This window comes from Pseudonocardia sulfidoxydans NBRC 16205 (assembly GCF_007989085.1).
GTDB lineage: Bacteria > Actinomycetota > Actinomycetes > Mycobacteriales > Pseudonocardiaceae > Pseudonocardia > Pseudonocardia sulfidoxydans.
This window is the reverse complement of record NZ_BJVJ01000085.1, coordinates 1-22965: the sequence shown is the minus strand read 5'-3', so window position 1 is coordinate 22965 and position 22965 is coordinate 1. Positions and strand designations below refer to the sequence as shown.

The 22965-nt window shown below is 73.4% G+C and carries 18 protein-coding genes and 1 pseudogene; 5 read left to right on the top strand and 14 right to left on the bottom strand.

Going from position 1 to position 22965, the window contains the following annotated elements:
• Window positions 1–59: 59 nt before the first annotated feature.
• The 3 genes from ftsY to PSU4_RS26505 form a co-directional block, all read right to left on the bottom strand.
• Entirely contained in the window at window positions 60–1766 is a 1707-nt protein-coding gene (ftsY, locus tag PSU4_RS26515) for a signal recognition particle-docking protein FtsY (RefSeq protein WP_147114157.1), read from the bottom strand.
• 29 nt (window positions 1767–1795) lie between these two features.
• A complete protein-coding gene (smc, locus tag PSU4_RS26510) occupies window positions 1796–5356 on the bottom strand; it encodes a chromosome segregation protein SMC (protein WP_147114165.1) in 3561 nt (1186 codons plus the stop codon).
• A 62-nt stretch (window positions 5357–5418) separates the two neighbouring features.
• On the bottom strand, window positions 5419–5709 hold the full coding sequence (locus tag PSU4_RS26505; protein WP_147114155.1) for an acylphosphatase: 291 nt from the start codon (window positions 5707–5709) through the stop codon (window positions 5419–5421).
• 22 nt (window positions 5710–5731) lie between these two features.
• Between PSU4_RS26505 and PSU4_RS26500 the strand changes: the two genes are divergently transcribed.
• Both PSU4_RS26500 and PSU4_RS33120 read left to right on the top strand, forming a co-directional pair.
• Complete coding sequence (locus tag PSU4_RS26500) at window positions 5732–6475, top strand: CAP domain-containing protein (RefSeq protein WP_246115360.1); 744 nt, start codon at window positions 5732–5734, stop codon at window positions 6473–6475.
• A gap of 117 nt (window positions 6476–6592) precedes the next feature.
• Window positions 6593–7087 (top strand): annotated as a pseudogene (locus PSU4_RS33120) (endonuclease domain-containing protein); the annotation flags it as partial.
• A gap of 45 nt (window positions 7088–7132) precedes the next feature.
• Here the strand turns inward: PSU4_RS33120 and PSU4_RS26490 are convergent.
• Window positions 7133–7825, bottom strand: a complete 693-nt coding sequence (locus PSU4_RS26490; RefSeq protein ID WP_246115359.1) for a response regulator — start codon at window positions 7823–7825, stop codon at window positions 7133–7135.
• A gap of 69 nt (window positions 7826–7894) precedes the next feature.
• Between PSU4_RS26490 and corA the strand changes: the two genes are divergently transcribed.
• Window positions 7895–8926: a magnesium/cobalt transporter CorA gene (corA, locus tag PSU4_RS26485; RefSeq protein WP_147114159.1), complete on the top strand. Its 1032-nt coding sequence runs from the start codon at window positions 7895–7897 to the stop codon at window positions 8924–8926.
• On the opposite strand, the gene mutM is transcribed toward corA, so the two are convergent.
• From mutM to PSU4_RS26445, 8 genes are all read right to left on the bottom strand, one after another.
• On the bottom strand, window positions 8927–9823 hold the full coding sequence (mutM, locus tag PSU4_RS26480; RefSeq protein WP_147114152.1) for a bifunctional DNA-formamidopyrimidine glycosylase/DNA-(apurinic or apyrimidinic site) lyase: 897 nt from the start codon (window positions 9821–9823) through the stop codon (window positions 8927–8929). It lies immediately after the preceding gene.
• A 13-nt stretch (window positions 9824–9836) separates the two neighbouring features.
• The gene (gene rnc, locus PSU4_RS26475; protein WP_147114149.1) at window positions 9837–10562 is read right to left on the bottom strand and encodes a ribonuclease III; all 726 of its coding nucleotides are present in this window, start codon (window positions 10560–10562) and stop codon (window positions 9837–9839) included.
• Between the two features lie 37 nt (window positions 10563–10599).
• Window positions 10600–10782, bottom strand: a complete 183-nt coding sequence (gene rpmF, locus PSU4_RS26470) for a 50S ribosomal protein L32 (RefSeq protein ID WP_013676823.1) — start codon at window positions 10780–10782, stop codon at window positions 10600–10602.
• A 52-nt stretch (window positions 10783–10834) separates the two neighbouring features.
• Window positions 10835–11416, bottom strand: coding sequence for a YceD family protein (locus PSU4_RS26465; RefSeq protein ID WP_147114146.1), 582 nt, complete (start codon window positions 11414–11416; stop codon window positions 10835–10837).
• 44 nt (window positions 11417–11460) lie between these two features.
• Window positions 11461–12231: a DivIVA domain-containing protein gene (locus tag PSU4_RS26460; protein WP_246115358.1), complete on the bottom strand. Its 771-nt coding sequence runs from the start codon at window positions 12229–12231 to the stop codon at window positions 11461–11463.
• Window positions 12232–12356: 125 nt separating this feature from the next.
• Window positions 12357–12839 (bottom strand): pantetheine-phosphate adenylyltransferase, encoded by a 483-nt coding sequence (gene coaD, locus PSU4_RS26455; protein WP_147114140.1) that lies wholly within the window; start codon window positions 12837–12839, stop codon window positions 12357–12359.
• Between the two features lie 22 nt (window positions 12840–12861).
• The gene (gene rsmD, locus PSU4_RS26450) at window positions 12862–13425 is read right to left on the bottom strand and encodes a 16S rRNA (guanine(966)-N(2))-methyltransferase RsmD (protein WP_147114137.1); all 564 of its coding nucleotides are present in this window, start codon (window positions 13423–13425) and stop codon (window positions 12862–12864) included.
• 1 nt (window position 13426) lies between these two features.
• Window positions 13427–16804 carry a pyruvate carboxylase gene (locus PSU4_RS26445; RefSeq protein ID WP_147114134.1) on the bottom strand — a complete coding sequence of 1126 codons (3378 nt, stop codon included), beginning with the start codon at window positions 16802–16804 and terminating at the stop codon, window positions 13427–13429.
• 476 nt (window positions 16805–17280) lie between these two features.
• Here PSU4_RS26445 and PSU4_RS26440 point away from each other — a divergent pair, with 476 nt between their 5' ends.
• Window positions 17281–18162, top strand: a complete 882-nt coding sequence (locus PSU4_RS26440; protein ID WP_147114132.1) for a DUF2786 domain-containing protein — start codon at window positions 17281–17283, stop codon at window positions 18160–18162.
• 7 nt (window positions 18163–18169) lie between these two features.
• On the opposite strand, the gene PSU4_RS26435 is transcribed toward PSU4_RS26440, so the two are convergent.
• Window positions 18170–20356: an ATP-dependent DNA helicase RecG gene (locus PSU4_RS26435; RefSeq protein WP_186817198.1), complete on the bottom strand. Its 2187-nt coding sequence runs from the start codon at window positions 20354–20356 to the stop codon at window positions 18170–18172.
• A 38-nt stretch (window positions 20357–20394) separates the two neighbouring features.
• Window positions 20395–22050, bottom strand: a complete 1656-nt coding sequence (fakA, locus tag PSU4_RS26430) for a DAK2 domain-containing protein (RefSeq protein ID WP_186817197.1) — start codon at window positions 22048–22050, stop codon at window positions 20395–20397.
• Between the two features lie 150 nt (window positions 22051–22200).
• On the opposite strand from fakA, the gene rpmB reads away from it, so the two are divergent.
• Window positions 22201–22392 (top strand): 50S ribosomal protein L28, encoded by a 192-nt coding sequence (gene rpmB / locus PSU4_RS26425; protein WP_098956454.1) that lies wholly within the window; start codon window positions 22201–22203, stop codon window positions 22390–22392.
• Window positions 22393–22965 lie beyond the last annotated feature (573 nt).

Genomic DNA, 22965 nt, shown 5'->3' with positions numbered 1-22965 from the left:
CGCAACCTCACTGCTGTTTTCTCGCGCCGGAACAGCGGTGAGGTTGCGCGCGGGTGGGGTCAGGCCAACAGGGCGTCGACGAAGGCGGTGGGCTCGAACGGGGCCAGGTCGTCGGGGCCCTCGCCGAGGCCCACCAGCTTCACCGGCACCCCCAGCTCGCGCTGCACCCGGAAGACGATGCCGCCCTTCGCGGTGCCGTCGAGCTTGGTGAGGACGATGCCCGTCACCTTCACGACGTCGCCGAACACCCGGGCCTGCGTCAGTCCGTTCTGGCCGGTCGTGGCGTCGAGGACGAGCAGCACCTCGTCGACCTCGGCCTGCTTCTCCACGACCCGCTTGACCTTGCCCAGCTCGTCCATCAGGCCGGTCTTGGTGTGCAGGCGGCCCGCGGTGTCGAGCAGGACGGCGTCGGCGCCGTCGGCGGTGCCGCGCTTGACGGCGTCGAACGCGACGCTCGCCGGGTCGCCGCCCTCGGGCCCGCGGACGACGGCCGCACCGGCGCGCTCGCCCCAGGTCGCGAGCTGCTCGGCGGCGGCGGCGCGGAAGGTGTCGGCGGCACCGAGGACGACGTGGCGGCCGTCGGCGACCAGGACCCGGGCCAGCTTGCCCGTGGTCGTGGTCTTGCCGGTGCCGTTGACGCCGACGACCAGCAGCACCGCGGGACGCCCGTCGTGCGGGAGGGCGGCGACGGAGCGGTCGACGCTCGGGTCGAGGGCCTTGCCGAGGACGTCGCGCAGCAGCGCGCGGGCCTGGTCGGGGGTGCGGACGCCGCGGGTCGCGATCTCGGTGCGCAGCGTCTCGACGAGCTCGGCGGTCATCTCCGGGCCGAGGTCGGCCTGCAGGAGCGTGGCCTCGACGTCCTCCCAGGAGTCCTCGTCGAGCTCACCGGCGCCGAGCAGGCCCAGCAGGCTCTGCCCGAACGCCGACCGCGACCGGGACAGCTGCCCCCGGAGCCGCTCGAGGCGGCCGGCTGTCGGGGCGATCTCCTCGGTGGGTGCGGCGGGCGCGACGGTGGCGGGGGTGTCGGCCGGGGGCGCGGGCGGCGCCGTCGCGACGGGTTCGGCCGGCGGCTTCTCGTCGACCGGGGCCTTTCCGTCGACCGGCGCCTTCCCGTCGGCCGGCGCCTTTCCGTCGACCGCGGCCTTCCCGTCGGCCGGCGCGGCGGTGCTCGCGGCAGCGCCCGCGGCGGCGGCCGGCGCACCGTCCTTGCTCGTCGGCTCGGCCTTCGTGTCCGACTGGGCCGAGTCCGGCTGGGCCGTGTCCGGCTCGGCCTCCGTGGGAGCCGTCGGGGCCTCGGTGACGGCGTGGGTGCCGCGCGGCGGGGTCGGGACCTCGTTGGGCGCTCCCAGCGGGACCGCCGGGAAGCCTTCCGGGGGCGTGCGGGCCTCGGTGGCCGTCCCCGCGGCGGGGATGCCGCCGGGCGGGGTCTGGACGTCGTCGGCGGTCGGAGTGCGGGGAGCGGCCGGGGCCGCGGGCTTCTCCGGCGCCTTCTCGGTCACCTTCTCCGGGGCCGCGTCAGGAGCCTTGTCGGGGGTCTCCGCGGGCTTCGGGGCCGTCGCGGTGCCCGAGGAGAAGCTGAACCCGCCGCTGGCCTGGTAGGACCCGCCCTTCGGGGGGGCCTTCACCTCCGTCGTCGAGCCACCCTCGACCTGGTCGGGCTCGCGCAGGCTGATGCGCCTGCGCTTGCTCACCACCAGCCCGAGGACGAGCGCGATCAGCAGCACTGCCGCGACAACGGCCACGACGATCCAGAGGGTTGTCGTCACCGTGTCAGCCTGTCATGCCCCCGTCACCGTCACGATGCGGGGCGCAGCCGTTGCGAGATGACCGTCGTGATGCCGTCGCCGCGCATGGAGACGCCGTAGAGCGCGTCGGCGACCTCCATCGTCGGCTTCTGGTGGGTGATGACGATGAGCTGGCTCGTGGCGCGCAGCTCCTCCATCAGCGAGATGAGCCGGCGGAGGTTGACGTCGTCGAGGGCGGCCTCGATCTCGTCGAGCACGTAGAACGGTGAGGGCCGGGCCCGGAAGATCGCGACGAGCAGCGCCATCGCCGTGAGCGACCGCTCCCCACCCGAGAGCAGCGACAGCCGCTTGACCTTCTTGCCGGGTGGGCGGGCCTCGACCTCGATGCCCGTCGTCAGCAGGTCGTCGGGGTCGGTGAGGACGAGCCGGCCGTCGCCGCCGGGGAACAGCGTCGCGAAGACGGTCTCGAACTCGCGGGCGACGTCGGCGTAGGCGGCGGCGAAGACCTCGAGGATCTTGTCGTCGACCTCCTGGACGACGGTGAGCAGGTCGCGGCGGGTGTTCTTGAGGTCCTCGAGCTGCGTGGACAGGAAGCGGTAGCGCTCCTCGAGCGCGGCGAACTCCTCCAGCGCGAGCGGGTTGACCTTGCCCAGCAGCGAGAGGTCCTTCTCGGCGCGCTTGAGGCGGCGTTCCTGCGCGGCGCGGTCGAACGGCATCGGCGGGGGCGCGACGACGTCCTCGCCGCGTTCGCGGGCCGCCTCGTACTCGGCGCTCTCGGCCGCCGACGGCGGGACGGGCACGTGGGGCCCGTACTCGTTCACGAGGTCGTCGACGCCGAGACCGTGGTCGGCGAGCACCTTCTCGGTGAGCTGCTCCAGGCGCAGCCGCGACTGGGCGCGCAGCACCTCGTCGCGGTGCACGGTGTCGGTCAGCTTCTCCAGCAGCCCGGTGAGGCGCATGGTGGCGGTGCGGGCCTCGGCGAGGGCGGCCTCGCGACCGGCGCGGGCGGCGGCGATCTCGTCGCGCTCGGCTGCGGCGAGGGCGAGGGAGGCGTCGATGCGGTCGAGGGCGGTCTGACCGGCGTCGATGACGAGCCCGGCGACGGCGGCGCCGCGTTCACGATCGGCGCGGGCCGCCTCGGCGCGGGCGCGGGCCTGTCGTTCCGACGACGCCTGCCGCCGCAGCGACTCGGCCCGCCCGGCGATGGCGCGGGCCCGTTCCTCGGCGGTGCGCAGCGCGAGGCGGGCCTCGACCTCCTCCGACCGGGCGTGGGCGAGCGCGTCGGCGGCGGCGTCGCGGACCTCGGTGTCGGGTTCGTCGTCGACGGGCTCGTCCTCGGCGATCGAGAGCTGGTGCTCGGCGGCCTCCAGCGCGAGCAGGGCGTCGGAGCGGCGGGCCTCGACGGCGTCGCGACGTTCCCGCGTCCGCCGGGCCTCGGCCTCCGCCGACGCGACGACCTGTTCGAGCCTCGACAGCTGGGCCGTCGCGGCGGTCCGCCCGGCCTCCGCCTCGCGCAACGTGGCCCGCATCGCGTCGACCTCCGACGACCGGGCCGCCTCCTCCGCCCGCGCGCCCTCGACGGCCGGGCGCAGCCGCGCGAGCTCCTGTTCGACGGCCTCCCGGGACTCGACGGCGGCGTCGATGGCGGCCTGCACGTCGAGCGCGGACGACGCGGCCCCGGAGCCGCCGCGGGCGCGGGTCGCGGACAGCACGTCGCCCTCGACGGTCACGGCGGTCAGGTCGGGCCGGGTGTCGACGACGGCCCGCGCGGCGTCGAGGTCGTCGACCACGACGACGTCGGCGAGCAGGGCGGCGACGGTCCCGGTCAGGGGTTCGGCGGCCGACACCAGCGACGCGGCCCAGCGCCCGGCCGGCGGCTCGCCCTGTGTGGCGGCGACGGAAGCGCCTCCCACGAGCATCGCCGCGCTCCCCGAGTCGGTCGCGCGCAGGGACCGCAGCGACGCCACCGCGTCGGCGGGCGAGGCGACGGCGACACCGTCGGCGAGCGAACCGAGGACCGCGGCGATCGCCGTCCGCGCCGAGGCCTCGACGGTCAGCAGCCCGGACACCGCGCCCAGCACGCCGTCGCCGCCGATGAGCGCGCCCGTGCCGTCCTTGCGCGCCAGGCCCACCGACAGCGCGTCGACCCGCGCCCGCCAGTGCGCCCGCTGCTGCTCGACCTCACGCTCGCGCGCCACCAGCTCCGCGACCCGCGCCGCCGCGCTCTCCCGGGCCGCCTCGGCCTCGGCGAGGCGTTCGGCCAGGCCGGAGTCGCCGTCGTCGAGCACACCGGTGCTCTCCCGCGCGGCCTCCAGCTCGCCGGCGGCCTCCTCGGTGCGGGCCTGCGCCTCGGCCAGCGCCTCGGACAGCCGTTCGATCTCGTCGGCGGTCGCGGCGGCGCCGGTGCGCAGGGCCTCGGCCTTGCCCGCGAGGGTCGCGATCCCGGCACGACGGTCGGCCAGCGCGCGGACCGCGGCCAGGTGGGCGCGTTCGGCGGCCTGCAGGGTGCGCTCGTGCTCGGTGCGCTCCTCCAGGATCTCGGCGAGCCGCGTGCGGGCCTCGGAGACGCCCTCGACGAGCAGCTCTTCCTCGGCGGCGATCTCGTCGGCCTCGGCGTCGAGCAGGTCGGGGTCACGGCCGGGGGCGCGCTCGGCGGCCGCGGTGTCGGCGAGGTGGCGGGCTCGTTCCTGGGCGAGCCGGACCGTCCCCCGCAGCCGCTCGGCCAGCGCCGAGAGCCGGTACCAGACGTCCTGGGCAGCGGCGAGCCGAGGGGCGTCCGCGGCGAGCGTCTCCTCGAGTTCAGCCTGCGTCTCCCGCGCGACCCGCAGCTCCTCCTCGACCTCCGCACGCCGCGCCCTGGCGGCGTTCTCGTCGGCCTCCTCACGGGCCAGCGCGTCACGCAGCGCGACGAGGTCGTCGGCGGCGATCCGCAGCCGGGCGTCGCGCAGCTCCGACTGCACGGTCTGCGCCCGGCGCGCGATCTCGGCCTGCCGGCCCAGCGGCTTGAGCTGGCGACGCAGCTCCGCGGTCAGGTCGGTGAGCCGCGTCAGGTTGGCCTGCATCGCGTCGAGCTTGCGGAGCGCCTTCTCCTTGCGCTTGCGGTGCTTGAGGACGCCCGCCGCCTCCTCGATGTAGGCGCGGCGGTCCTCCGGCTTGGACTGCAACACCCCGTCGAGCTGGCCCTGACCGACGATGACGTGCATCTCCCGGCCGATGCCCGAGTCCGACAGCAGCTCCTGCACGTCGAGCAGCCGGGCGCGGTCGCCGTTGATCTCGTACTCGCCGGCGCCGTCGCGGAACATCCGCCGCGTGATCGACACCTCGGAGTAGTCGATGGGCAGGGCGCCGTCGGAGTTGTCGATCGTCAGGGTCACCTCGGCGCGGCCCAGCGGCGCGCGGCCGGACGTGCCGGCGAAGATGACGTCCTCCATCTTCCCGCCGCGCAACGCCTTCGCGCCCTGCTCGCCCAGTACCCAGCTGATGGCGTCGACGACGTTGGACTTGCCCGACCCGTTGGGCCCGACGACGCAGGTGATGCCCGGTTCGAGGCGCAGCGTCGTGGCCGAGGCGAAGGACTTGAAGCCCTTCAGCGTCAGGCTCTTGAGGTGCACGGGCAGCGTCTCCAGTAAGGCGGGGTCTCCAGTAAGGCGGGGGTCGGGGAAGGCTACCGGGGTCACGCCTCGCGGAATCCGGCCCAGCCACCCCGCGCGTCGCCCCACTGCGTCACGACGTCGTCGACCCGCCCCGGCGTCTGGTTGCTGCGCAGCAGCGCCAGCAACTGCTCGCACCGTCCCTGATCACCCTCCGCGACGACGGCGACTCGCCCGTCCGGGAGGTTCCGGGCCTCGCCCACGAGCCCGATCTCCAGCGCACGCGAGCGCGTCCACCAGCGGAAACCGACGCCCTGTACGGCCCCGTGCACCCACGCCGTGAGCCGAACGGCGGAGCCCTCGTTGATACTCACAGTGCTGGTACGTTACCCGGTCGTGACTCGACTGACGGGAAGGCGCGGCGGTCCGCTGCTGATCGCCCTGACCGTCGGTGCGTTGCTCGCAGGTCTCGGGACGCTGGTCGGCGCCACCGCGATGCCCGCCGGGCTCGCGTCGGTGCTGGGCATGTCCGACGACGCCCCGCTCCCCGCGTACACCCCACCGACGACGACCACGTTGCAGTCGTCGCTGCCGGATCCCTCCCCACCGGCCGTGACGACGACCGAGGGCCCACCGGCCCTCAGTCCCCGGACCGACGCTCCGCCGGGCAGTTCCACGGTGACCGTCGCTCCCCGCACCACCAGCAAGCCCGCTCCCCCGACGACCACGACCGCTCCCCGCAAACCCTCCGCCGACGCTCCCCCAGTTTCCGGCGGACCCGCAGCACAGGTCGTGGCCCTCACCAACCAGCAACGTGCCGCGAACGGCTGCGGCGCCCTCACGGTGGACTCGCGGCTCACCGCGGCGGCGCAGAAGCACAGCGCCGACATGGCGGCCAACGGCTACTTCGACCACGACAGCCAGGACGGCCGCACCTTCGACCAGCGCATCAGGGCCGAGGGGTACTCGTCGCCGGGGGCGGAGAACATCGCCCAGGGCCAGCGGTCGGCGCAGGAGGTCGTGGACGACTGGATGAACTCTCCCGGTCACCGCCGCAACATCCTGGACTGCGGCTTGACGACGATCGGCGTAGGCCTGGCAGGCTCGGCGATGTACTGGACCCAGGACTTCGGCCGATAGCCCCCTGATCCGGTGCGTGGGGCGACGTATCCGTCGCTTCTCGCACCGGATCGCGGGTGTGAACGCTTTCGGGTGTTCGGCCTCCCTTGTTCGTGACGTCGGCCAGGGTCCTGGCCTGTGCTCGCCAACCTCCTCCTGCGCCGGGGTGGCCTCGTCGCCGTATGGCAGGCCACGGCGTGCGGCGTCTCGCCGCGGACGCTGCAGCGCAGGGCGGCGGGCAGGTCCTGGGACCGGCTCTACCCGGGCGTCCATCTGGCTGCCGGGTTCCGCGTCACCGACGAGGTGCGCGTCCGCGCGGCGTGGCTGTGGGGCGGGGACGGGCTCCTGGCGGCAGCGGCGGAGGGCGGTGGGTCGGCGGCGGAACGTCTCCTCGTCGGCATCCTGCGACGAGCCCGGATCCGCGGCTGGGTGCTCGGGTACGCGGTCGGGCCCTACCGGATCGACCTGGTGTTCCCGGCGCAGAAGGTGGCGATCGAGGTCGACGGCTGGGCCTGGCACTCGGACCTCACCCGCCTCCGCGCCGACCGCCGCAAGGGCAACGACGTGGTCGCAGCAGGCTGGACCGTCCTGCGCTTCACCTGGCACGACCTCCACGACCGGGCGGAGGTCGTCGATCGGGTGCGTAGGGCGACGAACTCGTCGCTTTCCCGCACCGGATCAGGGCTGCAGGCGGTAGCCCATACCCGGTTCCGTCAGCAGGTGGCGGGGCCGGGATGGCTCCGGTTCCAGTTTGCGACGCAGCTGCGCCAGGTAGACGCGCAGGTAGTTGGTCTCCGTCGCGTACTCGGGGCCCCAGACCTCGCGGAGGATGTCGCGCTGCGCCACCAGCCGGCCGGGGTGACGGGCGAGCATCTCGAGGATGCCCCACTCCGTCGGAGTCAGGTGCACGGCCCGGCCGTGGCGGAGCACCTGTTTGGCGACGAGGTCCACCCGGAACGCGGCGGTGTCGACCACGGCCTCCCCGTCGGGGGCCGCCGACACCGCGGCCCGGCGCACCGCGGCGCGCAGCCTCGCCAGCAGCTCGGCCATCCCGAAGGGCTTGGTGACGTAGTCGTCGGCGCCGGCATCGAGGGCACGGACCTTGTCCCCCGAGTCGGTGCGCGCGGAGAGCACCACGATCGGCACCGTGCTCCAGCCGCGCAGCCCTTCGACGACCTCGGTGCCGTCCAGGTCGGGCAGCCCCAGGTCGAGGACGACGACGTCGGGCGTGGCGTCGGCGGCGGCGCGCAGGGCGGCGCCGCCGGTGTCGGCGAGGGCGACGTCGTACCCGTGGGCGGTCAGGTTGATCCGCAGGGCGCGCAGGATCTGCGGGTCGTCGTCGACGACGAGGACACGCACCCCTGGGTTCACCGCGCCATTCTGCGTCAGGACCCGCGCGGGGCGGCTGCGTACGCTGCACACCATGGGAAGGAGCCGGGTGTGACGGTCGTCGACAACGCCGTCTACGTGGACGGGAAGCGGGAGGCCGAGCCGGGCTCGCTCGACCAGACCTACGCCGCCCTGCGCCGCTGTCCCGACGGCCGCAGCTTCGGCTGGATCGGGCTGCTGCGGCCGACGGAGGAGGAGATCAGCTCCGTCGCGAAGGAGTTCGGGCTGCACGACCTCGCCGTCGAGGACACGGTGCACGCCCATCAGCGGCCCAAGCTCGAACGCTACGACGACACCGTCTTCGTGGTGCTGCGCCCGGCCCGCTACGTCGACCCGGTGGAGGTCGTCGAGCTCGGCGAGATCCACCTGTTCCTCGGCCAGGACTTCGTGGTGACGGTCCGCCACGCCGACGAGCCCGACCTCGCCGAGGTGCGGCACCGGCTGGAGGAGGACCCGGAGCTGCTGGCGCACGGCCCGTTCGCGGTGCTCTACGCGGTGCTGGACAAGGTCGTCGACGACTACGGACCCGTGCTCGACGGCCTGCAGGACGACATCGACCAGATCGAGGTCCAGGTCTTCGACGGCGACCCGATGGCGTCGCGGCGCATCTACCAGCTCACCCGCGAGGTGATCGCGTTCCAGCGTGCGGTGGAGCCGCTGCGGGAACTGCTCGGGGAGCTGCGCTTCCGGTTCTCCAAGACCGGCACCGACACCGACCCGGAGCTGCGCCGGGCGCTGCGTGACGTCGCCGACCACGCGCTGCGGGTCCTGGAGCGCACCGACGGGTTCCGCCAGCTGCTCGCGAACATCCTGACGGTCAACTCGACGCTGGTGGCGCAGCGCCAGAACGACGAGATGACGCGGCTGACCGAGGCCGGCTACGTGCAGAACGAGCAGATGAAGCGGGTGTCGTCGTGGGCGGCGATCCTGTTCGCCCCGACGCTCGTCGCCGGCATCTACGGCATGAACTTCACCCACATGCCGGAGCTGGACTGGTGGTGGGGCTATCCGATGGCGATCGGGCTGATGCTGCTGCTCGGCGTCATCCTGTACGTGATCTTCAAGCGGCGCGGCTGGCTCTGATCACACGTGCGCGTTGCGCGGGCGGGGCTGGCAGCGCGGGCACGAGAACGACGACCGGTTCATGAACGGGTCGCGCCGGATCGGGGTGCCGCAGCGCCGGCACGGCTTGTCGACCTGCCCGTAGGCGTCCAACGAACGGTCGAAGTAGCCGGAGGCGCCGTTGACGTCGACGTACAGCGCGTCGAACGACGTGCCGCCCTGCGCGAGCGCGGCGTCCATGACCTCGGACGCGGCGGTGAGCACGGCCCGGCCCTGCGCCCGGGTGAGCGTCTCGGTCGGGCGGGCCCAGTGCAGCTTCGCCCGCCACAGCGCCTCGTCGGCGTAGATGTTGCCGATCCCGGAGACGACGGTCTGGTCGAGCAGGGCCCGTTTGAGGCCGGTGCGGCGGCGCCGGATGCCGGCGACGGCGTCGTCGAGGGTGAACTCCGGGTCCATGGGGTCGCGCGCGATGTGGGCGACCGGTTCGGGCAGCAGCCCGCCGGCGGCGGCGGGCGCGAGCGGGTGCGCCGACAGCCCACCGAACGTCCGCTGGTCGACGAACCGCAGCTCGGGGCCGTCGTCGTCGAACGTGACGCGCACCCGCAGATGCTTCTCGTCGGGGCTGTCGTGGCTCTCGACGAGCATCTGCCCGCTCATGCCGAGGTGGGCGAGAACAGCGTCGTCGCCTGCCGTCGCCACCGACGCCGGGGCGTCGACCAGCTCCAGCCACAGGTACTTGCCGCGGCGCTGCGCGGCCCCGATCACGCGGCCGGCGAGGCGGCCCGTGAAGTCGGCGGCACCGGCGGCGTGGCGGCGGATCGACCGCGGGTGCGCCACGGTGACGGTGGCGATGCGCCGGCCGACGACGTGATCGTGCAGGCCACGACGGACGACCTCGACCTCGGGAAGCTCGGGCACGCGCGGGCCGGGGTCAGACGACCGAGCCGACGGACCCGTCGGCCGCGGCGTCCTCGGCCGACAGCGTCCGCCACGCGAGCGCGGCGGCCTTCTGCTCGGCCTCCTTCTTGGTGCGCCCGTCGCCCGAGCCCAGCTCCCGCCCGCCGACGACGGCCGTGGCCGTGAACGTCTTCAGGTGGTCGGGCCCGTCCTCGGTGATCCGGTACTCCGGGACGCCCAGCTCCGCGGCGGCGGTGAGCTCCTGCAGCGACGTCTTCCAGTCCAACCCCGCGCCCAGCAGCGGCGCGTTGCGCAGCAGCTCGTCGAAGAGCCGGTGGATGACGTCGCGCGACGGCTCCAGCCCGTGCTGCAGGTAGACGGCGCCGATCAGGGCCTCGGTGGCGTCGGCCAGGATGCTGGTTTTCGAGCGGCCACCGGTGAGCTCCTCACCGCGGCCGAGGAACAGGTGCGCGCCCAGCCCGCCGGGCACCAGCCCGGCCGCTACCCCGGCCAGGGCATTCATGTTGACGACGCTCGCCCGCAGTTTCGCGAGCTGACCCTCGGGGAGGTCCGGGTGGTCGAGGTAGAGCCGTTCGGTGACGACGATGCTCAGCACCGAGTCGCCCAGGAACTCCAGGCGCTCGTTGGTGGGTAGCCCGCCGTTCTCGTAGGCGTACGACCGATGGGTGAGGGCGAGCGTCAGCAGATCGGGTTCGAGCTCGACGCCCAGCGCACGAAGCAGGGGGCCGTGGTCCTCCACGGCCCCCTGTACTCCCTTGCCCGCCAACGCGGTGCGATCAGGCCGGGGTGACGACCTGGCGGCCGTCGTAGGTTCCGCAGGTGGGGCAGGCCACGTGCGGCGGCTTGAGCTCCTTGCAGGCCCGGTTGGAGCAGGCGACGAGGGTCGGCGCGGTGGCCTTCCACTGCGCCCGGCGAGAGCGCGTGTTGGACCGCGACATCCGGCGCTTGGGTACGGCCACGGCAGTTCTCCTCAGTAGTACGTGAAGGGGTGCATCAGGCGGGCCTGAGCAGTCAGTCCGACGACATCCGCTCGCGCAGCGCCGACCAACGAGGGTCAAGTGTCTCATGCCCGTGATCCGCGCCGAGATCGGCCTTCCGACCACCGCACTCCGGGCACAGGCCGGGGCAGTCGTCCCTGCACAGCGGGGCGAGTGGCAGCGTGATGCCGACCGCGTCGCGGACCGTCTGCTCGACGTCGAGCCACTCGTCGACCAGACGCGGTATCTCGTCGGCGTCGGTGGTCTCCTCGGTGACGCTGTCCGGGTAGGCGAACAGCTCGCCGATACGGATGTGCAGGTCGTCGGAGAGCTCGTCGAGACACCGGGAGCACTCGCCGGCCACCCGAGCGGACACGGTGCCCGAGACGTAGACGCCCTCACTGACCGCCTCGAGCGACAGGTCGAGGACGACGGGGCTGCCCGGGGGGACCTCCAGGACCCCCTCGAGGCCGATGACGCCCTCGGCCGGGGCCGGGGCCGGGATCTCGCGGGACACGGTGCGCATGGTGCCCGCGCGCCGGCCGAGCTCCCGGGTGCTGAACGCCCAGGGGCTCTGCGGCTCGTGCTTGGCGGGCCTGGTGTCGTTGTTCTTCATGACCGGAACGAGGATAGCCCGCCCGACCACGACACGCGGACGTGCTAGTCGATCAGGTCCATGCCGGTGCCGCTCAGGCCGGACGCAGGACCCGAACCGTTGCGGCCGAGCGACGGCGCGGGCGTGCCGTTGGGAGACCCGCTGCGCCAGATCTGGGTGCGGCCCCGGCTGACCGTGCGCAGCGCCTTCGTGAGGCTGTCCTCGAACTCGGCGAGCTTGGCGTCGACGTAGCCGTCGCACTCCCGGCGCAGCCGGTCTGCCTCGCCGTCGGCGGTGTCGACGATCCGCGCCGCCTCCGCCCGTGCCGCCTGCACGACGTCGGACTGCGAGACGAGGCGGGCCTGCTCGGCCTGCCCGTCGGCGATGTAGCGGTCGTGCGCGGCGCGCCCGGCCTCGGCGAGCCGCTCGGCCTCGGCGCGGGCCCGGTCGGTGGTCTCGGCGTGGATGCGCCTGCCCTCCGACACGGCGCGCTCGGCCTCGTGACGGGCCTGGGCGACGGTCTGCTCGGCCTCCTCGCGAGCGGCCGAGACGAGGCGGTCGGCCTCCTCGCGGGCCTCGGCGAGCAGCCGCTCGGCCTCCTCGGTGGCCGAGCTGCGCGTCTCGTCGGCCTCCTGCTGGGCCTCCGAGACGATCTCGTCGCGACGGTCGAGGACGTCCTGGGCGTCGTCGAGCTCGCCGGGGATCGCCTCCCGGACGTCGTCGAGCAGTTCGAGGACGTCACCACGCGGCACCACGCAGTTGGCCGTCATCGGGAGGCTGCGCGCCTCCTCGACGACCGTCACCAACGCGTCGAGCGACTCGAAGACCCGGTACACGGTTCGCATCCTCGCATCACGACACCGCCGGACGCCGTATTGCCGCTGCTCCGCGTGTCAAGTTCCGACCGGGTGAAGTGTGGTTGCGCGCCAACGCGATCGGGTACGGATGTCCGCCCCGCCGCTCAGGCGCGCTCGGCGAGCCTGTCCAGCAACTGCTGATGCACGGTCGGCGGGAGCAGGTGCGCCACGTCGCCGCCGTAGGTCGCGACCTCCTTGACCAGCGAGCTGGACAGGAAGCTGAACTCCGGCGTCGTCGACATGAAGAGGGTGTCGATGCCGGAGAGACGCTGGTTCATCTGCGCCATCTGCAGCTCGTAGTCGAAGTCCGTGACCGCGCGCAGGCCCTTGACGATCGCCCGCACGTCGTTGGCCGTGCAGTAGTCCACGAGCAGGCCGTGGAACGCGTCGACACGGATGTTGGGCAGGTCGGCCGTCGTCTCGCGCAGCATCTCCATGCGCTCCTCGACGGTGAACAGCCCCTGCTTGCGCTTGTTGATCAACACCGCGACCACGACCTCGTCGAACAGACCCGAGGCCCGCGCGACGATGTCGAGATGGCCCAGGGTGACCGGGTCGAACGAACCGGGACAGACGGCGCGCCTCATCGCACGACCAGCGTCGGGGAGATCACGATGCCGGACCGTACCGGACCCCGACGTGGAGCACCGTGTCCCCGTAACGCCTCTCACGCACGCACTCGAAGCCGTCCGGCCAGCCGAAAGCACCCGACCGGGCGTCACGCTCGACGACGACGACCGTCTCCTCGGCGAGCCACCCGCCCCGCGCCGCGGCCGTGAGCCAGCCCGCGATCTCGTCGTCGGGGACCGCATAGGGCGGGTCGACGAGGACGACGTCGAAGGGTCCGCGCGCAGCCCCGGCCAGCGCGGACGCGACCGTCGCGGCGACGACCTCCCCCCCGAGCCCCAACTCGGAGACGTTGCGCCGCACCACGTTCGCGGCCCTCTTGTCCGACTCGACGAACAGCGCGTGCGCCGCCCCACGCGAGAGCGCCTCTAGGCCCAGGGCGCCCGACCCCGCGCAGAGGTCGAGCACCCGGGCGCCGTCGAGGCCCGGGTCGGCGTCGAGCGCGCTGAACAACGCCTCACGCACCCGGTCCGACGTCGGCCGGGTACCGCGGGGCGGCACGACGAGGCGCCGCCCCCCGGCCCGGCCGGCGATGATCCGCGTCACGTCAGGAGAGCTCCAGCAGGAGATCCCCGCCCTCGACCTGCTGGACCTTGCCGATCGCGAGCCGCCCGACGGTGCCCGCCTTCTGCGCGGTGATCGACGCCTCCATCTTCATGGCCTCGATCGTCGCGACGGTCTGGCCCGCGTCGACCTTGTCGCCCTCGCCGACCTGCAGCGTCACCACACCGGCGAACGGTGCCGCGACGTGGCGGTCGTTGCCACGCTCGGCCTTCTCCGCGGCCTTCACGTCGGTGGCCACCGCGCGGTCGCGCACCGACACCGGCCGCAGCTGGCCGTTGAGCGTGGTCAGGACGGTGCGGATGCCGCGCTCGTCGGGCTCGGAGATCGCCTCCAGCTCGATGATCAGGTCGACGCCCCGGTCGATCGCCGCCGAGTGCTCGATCTCGGGCTCGAGACCGTAGAAGTAGTCCTTCGACGACAACACGCTCGTGTCGCCGAAGTCCTCGCGGTGAGTCTCGAACTCCTTCGTCGGGCCGGGGAACAGCAGCCGGTTCAGCGTCCGGCGACGCTCCTCGCGCAGCCCACGACGGTCGTCGATCGACAGGTCGGCCGGGCCGTGCTCGGGCTTGCGGCCCTCCAGCGCGCGGGTGCGGAACGGCTCGGGCCAGCCGCCGGGCGGGTCGCCCAGCTCGCCGCGCAGGAACCCGATCACCGAGTCCGGCACGTCGAACTTGGCCGGGTCGGACTCGAAGTCGGCCGGGTCGACACCCGCGCCGACCAGGTGCAGCGCCAGGTCACCCACGACCTTCGACGACGGCGTCACCTTCACCAGCCGGCCCAGCATCCGGTCGGCGGCGGCGTAGCAGTCCTCGATCAGCTCGAACCGGTCGCCCAGGCCCAGCGCGATCGCCTGCTGGCGCAGATTCGACAGCTGACCGCCCGGGATCTCGTGGTGGTAGACCCGGCCCGTCGGGCTGGCCAGCCCCGACTCGAACGGCGCGTAGACCTTGCGGACGGCCTCCCAGTACGGCTCCAGGTCGCCGACCGCCTGCAGCGACAGGCCGGTCTCGCGGTCGCTGTGGTCGGTGGCCGCGACCAGCGCGCTCAGCGACGGCTGGCTCGTCGTGCCCGCCATCGACGCGACAGCCGCGTCCACCGCGTCGACACCCGCGTCGATCGCCGCCATCAACGTGGCCAGCTGGCCGCCCGCGGTGTCGTGGGTGTGCAGGTGCACCGGCAGGTCGAACCGCTCCCGCAACGCCGTCACCAGCGTCCGGGCCGCCGGCGGGCGCAGCAGACCCGCCATGTCCTTGATCGCCAGCACGTGCGCACCCGCGTCGACGATCTGCTCGGCCAGCCGCAGGTAGTAGTCCAGCGTGTAGAGCGTCTCGCCCGGGTCCGACAGGTCCGCGGTGTAGCAGAGCGCCACCTCTGCGACGCTCGTCCCGGTCTCGCGGACCGCGGCGATCGCCGGACGCATCTGCTCGACGTCGTTGAGCGCGTCGAAGATCCGGAAGATGTCCATCCCCGTCTCGGCGGCCTCCGCGACGAACGCGTCGGTCACCTCCGTCGGGTACGGCGTGTAACCGACGGTGTTGCGCCCGCGCAGCAGCATCTGCGTACACAGGTTGGGCACCGCCTCCCGCAGCGCCGCCAGCCGCTCCCACGGATCCTCCGCCAGGAACCGCAGCGCCACGTCGTAGGTCGCGCCGCCCCAGCACTCCAGCGACAACAGCTGCGGCACCGACCGCGCCACGTAGGGTGCGACCGCCAGCAGGTCCTTCGTCCGCACCCGCGTCGCCAGCAACGACTGGTGCGCATCACGGAACGTCGTGTCCGTCACCGCCACCGCCGTCTGCGCGCGCAACCGCGCCGCGAAACCCTCCGGACCCAGCTCGGCCAGCAGCTGGCGCGAACCGTCGGGAGCAGCCGCCCTCAGGTCGACCGTCGGGAGCTTGTCCGCCGGCTCGACCACCTTCGGGCGCGGCCCGTTCGGCTTGTTGACGGTCACGTCGGCCAGGTAGTTCAGCAGCCGCGTCCCGCGGTCCGCCGACGGCCGCGCGTTCAGCAGGTGCGGGCGGTCCTCGATGAAACTCGTCGTGACCTTGCCCTGCTGGAAGTCCTCGTCGTTGAGCACCGCAGCCAGGAACGGCAGGTTCGACGACACCCCCCGGATCCGGAACTCCGCGATCGCCCGCCGCGCCCGGCGCACCGCGTTGGAGAAGTCGTGCCCGTGACAGGTCAACTTCACCAGCATCGAGTCGAAATGCGCGCTGACCTCGGCGCCCGTGTGCGTCGTGCCGCCGTCCAGACGCACACCCGGACCACCCGGCGAGCGGTAGGCGGAGATCGTCCCGGTGTCCGGGCGGAACCCGTTGGCCGGATCCTCCGTCGTGACCCGGCACTGCAGCGCCGCCCCCCGCAGCTGCACCTGGTCCTGGGTCAGCCGCAGCGACGGCAACGTCGCCCCCGACGCGATCCGCAACTGCGCGATCACCAGGTCCCGGTCGGTGACCTGCTCGGTCACCGTGTGCTCCACCTGGATGCGCGGATTCATCTCGATGAACACGTGGTTGCCGCGCTCGTCGAGCAGGAACTCGACCGTGCCCGCGTTGACATAACCGATGTGGCGGGCGAACGCCACCGCGTCGGCACAGATCCGGTCCCGCAGCTCCGGGTCCAGGTTCGGCGCCGGCGCGATCTCGATGACCTTCTGGTGGCGCCGCTGCACCGAGCAGTCCCGCTCGTAGAGGTGCACGACGTTGCCCTCGGCGTCGGCGAGGATCTGCACCTCGATGTGCCGCGGGTTCACCACGGCCTGCTCCAGGAACACCGTCGCGTCCCCGAACGCCGACTCCGCCTCACGCATCGCGGCCTCGATCGCGTCCCGCAGATCACCCGGCTCCGCCACCCGGCGCATCCCGCGCCCGCCACCACCCGCGACGGCCTTCACGAACACCGGGAACCCGATCTCGTCGGCCGCCGCGACCAGCGCATCCACGTCGGTACCCGGCTCGCTGGAGTTCAGCACCGCCACACCGGCCTCACGCGCCGCCGCGACCGCACGAGCCTTGTTGCCCGTCAGGTGCAACACGTCCGCGGGAGGGCCCACGAACGTGATCCCCCCCGCCTCGCACGCCTCCGCCAGGTCGGGGTTCTCCGACAGGAAGCCGTAACCGGGATAGATCGCGTCGGCACCCGCACGCTGCGCCGCCGCCACCACCTCGTCGACCGACAGGTACGCCCGCACCGGGTGACCGCGCTCGCCGATCTGGTACGACTCGTCGGCCTTCGCGCGATGCAGCGAGTTCCGGTCCTCGTACGGGTAGACCGCCACCGTGGCGACACCGAGCTCGTACGCTGCCCGGAACGCCCGGATCGCGATCTCGCCACGGTTGGCGACCAACACCTTGCCGAACATCAGACTCCCTGGGGTGGGGGGACCACGACACATCCGGACGCTGTGACGCCCCGGATGCGGACGAGATCGTCTCACGCGACCGCCGGTCGGGCCGTCGCCGCCGGTCGCGGCCGGCGTTCCCCACGTGTGCTTGTCGCCCGGCAGGGCCCGGCTCGGGCCCCGGTGCAAATGTCGGCGCCCTGTCTCACGACCGCGCGCAACCGACGCCCCGACCCCCGGGTGCCGATGTCGGCGCCCCGCCGGACCACCGCGCGCAACCCCACTGCTGCCCCCAGCGCACAAAACAACCGTGAGGTTGCGCGCCGGTGGGGCTCGCCGGGGGCACCCCACCCCTACGGGCTGAGAGGGTGCTGAGGGCGGCGGCCGACCGGGCGAACCTCGCGATCTGCCGCGATACCCGCTCGGAGCAGCGGATCGGGCGTCGATTCCCCGGCACGACGATGCGCGGACGCCACCGGTTCGGGTACCAAGGAGGCATGGGACGGTCTCGCGCGCGGGCAGGGTGGGCGGCCAGGTCCGTGCCGCCACCGGGACGACGACGCCGAGGCCCCGGCGGGTCCCCGCACCGGCATGGTTTCCACGGCCGCCCCGGGGCCGGCCCGCTGCAGGGCCCGCCCGCGTACGCGTCTGCCGGCCGTGGCCACGCCGCCCCACCGTTCCTGCTCCTGCTGCCGTTCCTGCTGATCATGGCCGCGCCGCCGCTGCTGCTGATGGGCTGGGTCACGGGCGGAATGATCTTCCCGTTGCTGATCCTGGTGAGCGTCATCGCGACGTCGCACCGCAACCGCCAGCGTCAGCTCGCCGCGCAGGCCGCCCGGGCGGCACCGCACCGTCTCCGGCCGACCGCCCCGCCCCCGCGCCGCCCCGAACCGCCACCGTGGCAGGCCGCGAAGACCCGGTTCGACGCGCTGCGCGAGCACTACGCGGCGTTCGAGTGCGACCCGATGGCCGTCCTGCGGCTGCCGGCGCTGTGCGACGTGAGCGTCCCCAGCACGGCGCGGTTCGTCGACGCGTTCGCCGAGGCACAGGCCCTGGAGACCGACAACCGTCCGCCCGACCCGCACGCGACACAGTTCGTCGCGGCCGTCGAGCGCGCCGACCGCGCCTGGCGTGCGGCGATCGACGCGGCGGAGCGCATCCGGCTGTCGAACCTGTCGTCGGAGGAACGCGGCAGCGTCGAACGGATCATCAAGCTGCTGACGACGGCGCGGGACTCCGACAGCGAGCCCGAACGGCTCGCCGCCTACGCGAAGGCCCGTTCCGAGCTGGGCCGGCTCGACCGGGCGGGCGTCATCCATCTGCCGAAGACGGCGGTGGCGGCCCTCGAGTCGGAGGCCCGGGGGCAGCTGCCCGCCTGAGCAGCTCTCAGACCTTGGACAGGTACTCGGCCTGCTCGTCGTCGCCGACGACCTGCCGCGCCAGCGTGCGCAGCCCGGGGTGCTCGGACAGCTCGGGGTCGTGGGCGACGATGTCGGTGGCGTAGACCCGCGCCTTCTCGATGACGGTCTCGTGGCGCAGCAGCGACAGCAGCTTCAGCGTCGACCGTTTGCCCGACTGCAGCGAGCCCAGCACGTCGCCCTCACGGCGCAGCTCCAGGTCGAGCTTGGCGAGCTCGAACCCGTCGGTGGTGGAGGCGATCGCGTCGAGCCGGTCGCGGGCGGTGGTGCCGGCCGGCATGTCGGTGACCAGCAGGCACACTCCCGGTGCCTGCCCCCGGCCGACGCGACCGCGCAGCTGGTGCAGCTGCGAGAGCCCGAACCGGTCGGCGTCGAGGATGATCATGCCGGTCGAGTTGGGGACGTCGACACCGACCTCGATGACCGTCGTCGCGACCAGGACGTCGATCTCCCCTGCCTCGAAGGAGCGCATCGTGGCGTCCTTCTCCTCGGCGGGGAGCTTGCCGTGCAGGATGCCCAGCCGCAGCCCGGACAGCGGGCCGTCGGCGAGCTGGGGCGCGACCTCGAGCACGGCGAGCGGGGGGCGACGGGCGCCGTCGTCGGAATCGGCTCCGATGTCGGGGTCGTCGAAGTCGACCAGGCCGGTGTCCTCGAGGCCGCTGCCCTTGCCCGTCTCCCCGCCGACGCGCGGGCACACGACGTAGCACTGGTGCCCGGCCGCGACCTCCTCGCGGATGCGCTCCCACACGCGTTCCAGCCAGGCGGGCTTCTCCCCCGCCGGGACGACCGTGGTGCTGATCGGCGACCGCCCGCGCGGCAGCTCGGTGAGCGCCGAGACCTCCAGATCGCCGTAGACCGTCATCGCGACAGTGCGCGGGATGGGCGTGGCCGTCATGACCAGCATGTGCGGGGTGCGCTCGCCGCGGCCGCGCAACGCGTCGCGCTGCTCGACGCCGAAGCGGTGCTGCTCGTCGACCACCACCAGGCCCAGGTCGGCGAAGCCCACCTTGTCCTGGATCAGCGCGTGCGTGCCGACGACGATCCCCGCCGCACCCGACTGCACGTCGAGCATCGCCTGCCGCCTCGCCGCCGCTCCCATGGACCCCGTGAGCAGCGTGACGCGGGTGGCGTTCTCGGCGCCGTCGAGCTCGCCCTCGCGACCCAGCGGGCCGAGCATGCCGCGCAACGAGCGGGCGTGCTGCGCGGCCAGGACCTCGGTGGGGGCGAGCATCGCGGCCTGCCGCCCACCGTCGACGACCTGCAGCATGGCCCGCAGCGCCACGATGGTCTTGCCGGCACCGACGTCGCCCTGCACGAGCCTGTTCATCGGCACCTCGCGCGCGAGATCGGCCGCGATCTCCGCGCCGACGGCGCGCTGCCCCGCGGTCAGCTCGAACGGCAGGTTCGCGTCGAACGCGTCGAGGATGCCGCCTGACCGCGGCGGGCTCGCCGCCGCCGGCCGCTCCGTGGCGTGCACCCTGCGCACCGCCAGCGCGAGCTGCACACCCAGCGCCTCGTCCCACACCAGCCGGGCGCGGGCCGCGTGATGGTCGGCCTCCGACTCCGGCAGGTGGATGCGCCGCAACGCCCGCCCCAGCTCGGGCAGCTTCTCCCGCTTCCGGATGTCGCCGGGCAGCGGATCGGTCGGGTCGTCGAGCAGATCGAGCACCTGGCGCACACAGCGGGCGATGTCCCAGGAGTTCAGCTTGTCGACCGCCGGATACACCGACACGAACGGCCGGATGTCCTCGCCCTCCTCCAGCGGCTCGAACTCCGGGTGGGTGAGCTGCAGCTGGCTCTGGAAGACCCCGACCTTGCCGGAGAACAACGCCCGCACACCCGGGGTGAGGACGTGGGAGACCTTGTAGCCGTTGAAGAACGTGCACGACAACCGGCCCCCGCGGTCGTCGCGGATCACGACGTTCAGCAGCTTCCCGCGGCGGCTGCGCATCTCCCGCAACGTGGCCTTCTCGACCTTCGCGACGACCGTGACGTGCTCGCCCAGCTCCAGGCCCGAGATGTCGGACAGCTTCCCGCGGTCGACGTAGCGCCGCGGGTAGTGACGCACCAGGTCGCCCACCGTGTGCAGGTCGAGCCGCGTGGCCAGGGCCTCCGCCGCCTTCTTACCCAGGGGCCCGTCGAGCGGGGTGTCCATGTCGACCCCGCCGCTCTTCGGCTCGGCGATCCGCAGGGTCATTCCACCCCCAGGACCAGCGGGAAGTCGATCTGCCCGCCGCGGTACACCACCACGTCGACCTCCGGGTGGGTGCGGCGCAGGTCCTCGGCCAGGTGCTCGCCCAGCTCCACATCCGCCTCGGCACCCAGCAGCGCCGTCACGAGCTCACCCCCCGCCGTCAGCATGCGGTGAGCCAACCACAGCGCACCGACGGAAAGGTCGGGGGCGATCAGGACGACCTCCCCGTCGCTGATCCCGAGCACGTCACCGGGCGAGCAGCGGCCCACCCACGTCAACGCCTCCGACTCCGCGACGAGCAGCCCCGCCGTCCGGGTGCCCGCCGCGGCCTCGGCCATGGCGACGACGTCGTCACCGGGACGGCGCGCCACGTCGTGCACCGCGAGCGCCGACAGCCCCTGCAGCACCGACGACGTCGGGATCACGACGACCTCCTGGCCCGACCGCCGCGCCGCCGACGCCGCCCGCTCCGCGTGACCCGTCAGATCGGGGTCGCCCGGCAGCAGCACCACGTGCCGCGCCCGCGTCCCGGCCAGCGCCGCCGCGAGGTCGTCGGCGTGCGGGGCCGAGTCCGCGGCGTCGACGACGTCGGCACCCGACTCCCGCGCCAGCTCCGCCACCTCCGGCGCCGCCACCACCATCAGCACCGCGCGGTCGCGCGTGAACCGGGTGTCCCCGGCCGCCGCCCCGGCCTGGTCGGCGAACCGCATCACCGTCACCCGGTGCGGCCGGCCCGCCTCGATGCCCGCCTCGACCGCCGCGCCGACGTCGTTGCAATGCACGTGGACGTTCCACAGCCCCGTCCCGCCCGGGGCGCCGTCGCCCACGACCGCCACCGAGTCGCCGACCGCACCCAGCTCCGCGCGCAACGCGGTCACCCGGGCGTCGTCGGTGCCGTCGAGCAGGAACATCACCTCGTAGGAGAACCGGTCCGAACCGCTCTCCCGGTCCGTCGTCAACGCCTCGGCACCACGGGCGGTCCGGGTACGCGGCGGCGGAGGTGGCGACGGGGCCTGCTCGGCAGGGCGGCCCAGCGCCGTCACGAGCGCGTCCAGCACGACCAGCAGCCCGTACCCCCCGGCGTCGACCACCCCGGCCCGGGCCAGCTCCGGCAGCTGAGAAGTGGTGGCGCGCAACGCCTCCGCAGCCGCAGACGCCGCCGACGCCGCCACATCGGCCGGCAGGTCGGACCCGTCGGACGCCGCCGCGGACGCCGCCGCCGACAACACGCTCAGCACCGTGCCCTCGCGCGGCCGGGCCACCGCCGCCCGGGCCAACCGGTGCGCGCGGCCCAGCGCTGCCCGCAGCACCCCCGCGTCGACCGCGCCCTGCGCCTCCCCGATCGCCTCGGCGAACCCGCGCAGCACCTGCGACAGGATCACCCCCGAGTTGCCCCTCGCCCCGACGAGCGCGCCCCGCGCCAGCGCCGCCGCCGCCTCCGCGCACCCCGGACTGCCCGGCGCCAACGGCCCGCTGTCCTCCCGGTAACGACGCCGCAGCTCGTCGCCCGCCGCGCGCATCGTCAGCAACATGTTGGTGCCGGTGTCGCCGTCGGCCACCGGGAAGACGTTGATGTCGTCGATCTCCGCGCAGCGCCGTTCGAGACCGGCCGCCGACTCCACGGTCCACCGGCTGAGCAGGGCCGCGTCGATCATCGGGGGCACGTCCGCGAGGGTAGCGACCGGGCGGTGTGCGGTGTGTCGGGCGGGCTGGGTACTCTTGGACGAACCTGCGGGGTACTGCTGCGTGAAATCTCGGCGGCCTCCGTGACCAGAACATCTCGTCTACTGCCAGGAGTGATCGACGTGGCTGCCGTCTGCGACGTCTGTGGCAAGGGTCCGGGCTTCGGCATGTCCGTCTCGCACTCGCACCGCCGCACCCACCGCCGCTGGAACCCGAACATCCAGACCGTGCGCACCCGCGACGACGGCGGCAACCGCCGCCGCCAGAACGTGTGCACCTCGTGCCTGAAGGCCGGCAAGGTCGCGCGCGGCTGACGCCACGACGCTTCCGCGAAGGGCGGCCCCACCACGGTGGGGCCGCCCTTCGCATGTCGGGGGTTCGACCCGACAAGGACAGGCCGTACCACCGCCGGCGCGTCCCGGACGGGGTCGGGCTCGCTGCGATCGGGCTCGATGCCGGGGCTCGATGTGGGGCCGGGCCCACAGCCGAGCCAGGCCCACAGCCGAGCCAGGCCGGGACCGGGCCTCTGAGCGGGTGATCGCCGTGTCTGGCGGTGAGGCGACGCAGGTGACGCTCAGGCGCCAGTCTCGGTGATCATGACGGTGCGGGACTCACCCACGCGGCGATGAGGGTCGCACCCAGGTAGCACGCGCGCGGGACGCCTCGGTCCGACTGCGCAACCCCAGCGCGCACCGTTGCGCATCAGCACACAGCTTTCGCGATCGACACCGCACCTGCAGGCCGCGCGGCGCCCCACCAACGCGCGCGGCTCCAGCCGAACCCGCGCCGCGCCGACGAGCCAGCGCGGCACCCACCGACTCACGCACGCCAGCAGAACCCACGCCGCGCCAACGAGCCAGCGACACCCACCAGCACACGCACGCCAG